Origin of the sequence: Parafrankia sp. Ea1.12, assembly GCF_900465275.1 — a bacterium.
Classification (GTDB): Bacteria; Actinomycetota; Actinomycetes; order Frankiales; family Frankiaceae; genus Parafrankia; species Parafrankia soli.
On sequence record NZ_UBIZ01000386.1, the window covers coordinates 1 to 1,368 of the forward strand.

Annotated in this window: 2 protein-coding genes; one reads left to right on the forward strand and one right to left on the reverse strand. The window is 68.3% G+C overall.

Features of this window, described 5'->3' with window-relative positions; translation table 11 throughout:
- Positions 1-141: 141 nt before the first annotated feature.
- Complete coding sequence (locus FMEAI12_RS22080; protein ID WP_235014301.1) at positions 142-780, reverse strand: TetR/AcrR family transcriptional regulator; 639 nt, start codon at positions 778-780, stop codon at positions 142-144.
- Between the two features lie 75 nt (positions 781-855).
- Here FMEAI12_RS22080 and FMEAI12_RS22085 point away from each other — a divergent pair, with 75 nt between their 5' ends.
- Positions 856-1,245 carry a Dabb family protein gene (locus FMEAI12_RS22085; protein ID WP_112107690.1) on the forward strand — a complete coding sequence of 130 codons (390 nt, stop codon included), beginning with the start codon at positions 856-858 and terminating at the stop codon, positions 1,243-1,245.
- Positions 1,246-1,368 lie beyond the last annotated feature (123 nt).

The window sequence follows — 1,368 nt, forward strand, 5'->3', positions numbered from 1 at the left end:
GCCGCCAGCCTGCTACCGGGCCTCCTGGCAGCTACCCGGACCGGACTTCCACCGGCAAGCGACGACGAGCTTACGAAAGGTAGATCGGCCGCTTACACGGCGTCACCTCCAGTCTGCTGGGCGCACGAAAACGACTCAGTACTAGGACTCGGTGCCGAAGGCGCGGAGAAAGGTCGCGGCTGCCTGTCCGGCGACGGCCCGCAGCTCCGCTTGGGGGATCTTCCTAGTTCCCAGCCGGGAGCGGGCCTCCAGCGAGCCCGTGAGCAGGGCGCCGAACTGTTCGGCGGCGATCGCGGGGTCGCCGCCGAGATCCAGCCGGCCGGCCAGGGCCAGTCTGGCCAGCCGCGCCGCCAGCGCGTCGTTGACCCGGTCGCTCGCCCGGTCGCGGACGATGTCGAGCAGGTCCGGCATGGTCGTGATCTCCGAGTGCAGCAGCCGCCGGAGCGCCGACGAACGCTCATCGCAGTAGCACTCGGCCAGGCAACAACCGGTCTCGGTGAGCATCGCGGCCAGATCGCCCTGCTCGCGGAGCTGTTCGACGGCGGCGAGGTTACGGGCCAGCGCCTGGTCGGACAGGGCGGCGACCACCTCGCGGAAGAGGTTCTCCTTGTCCCCGAAGTGGTTGTAGAGGGTGTGCTTCGCGACCTTCGCCTCGGCGGCGATCGCGTCCATCCCCGCCGTGTGGTATCCGTCCCGGGCGAAGATCGTGAACGCGCCGTCCAGGATCGCCTGCCGCTTGTCGATCCGGCCTCTCGCTCCGTCCGGCCTCGCTGCGCCCACCAGGCAAGGATAGCTATCGCACGTGCTGGTGCGCTAAAGTGCACTGATTGGTGCATAACGAGCAGGGGAGTTTCGTTGATCGTCAACGTGCTGCGGTTCAGCTTTCGGAACGACGTCACCGAGGATGAGAAGGCGGAGGTGCTGGCCACGATGCGGCGCACGGCCTCGACCGGGTCGGTCGCGTTCGCCGCCGTCGGGCAGGATCTCGGTGACCCCGCTGAGGGATTCACCCACGCCTACCTCGCGGCGATCCCGGACCTGGACGCGCTGGAGCGGTACATGCACGACCCGGTGCATGTGAAGGGTGACGACGTGATCCTGGGGAGGCTGGCCAGGCTGTCGGCGGTGCGACTGTCCGACGATCTGGATCCCGGGCTGCATCAGGCGATCTTCGCGATGCACGCCCGGAAGGCCGCGATGTATCCGGACTGGGGCCGCGAGGTCGAAGCGCTCCTCACCGCCTAGTGTCCCGGTCCGGAGATCTGCGATCTCATGGGACCTGCGGTGTCATGGAGGTATGGCAGGTAAGCCGAGTCTGCCGCTCGTGCTCACCGGGGCCGAGCGGCGGACCCTTCAGGGGTGGGCCAG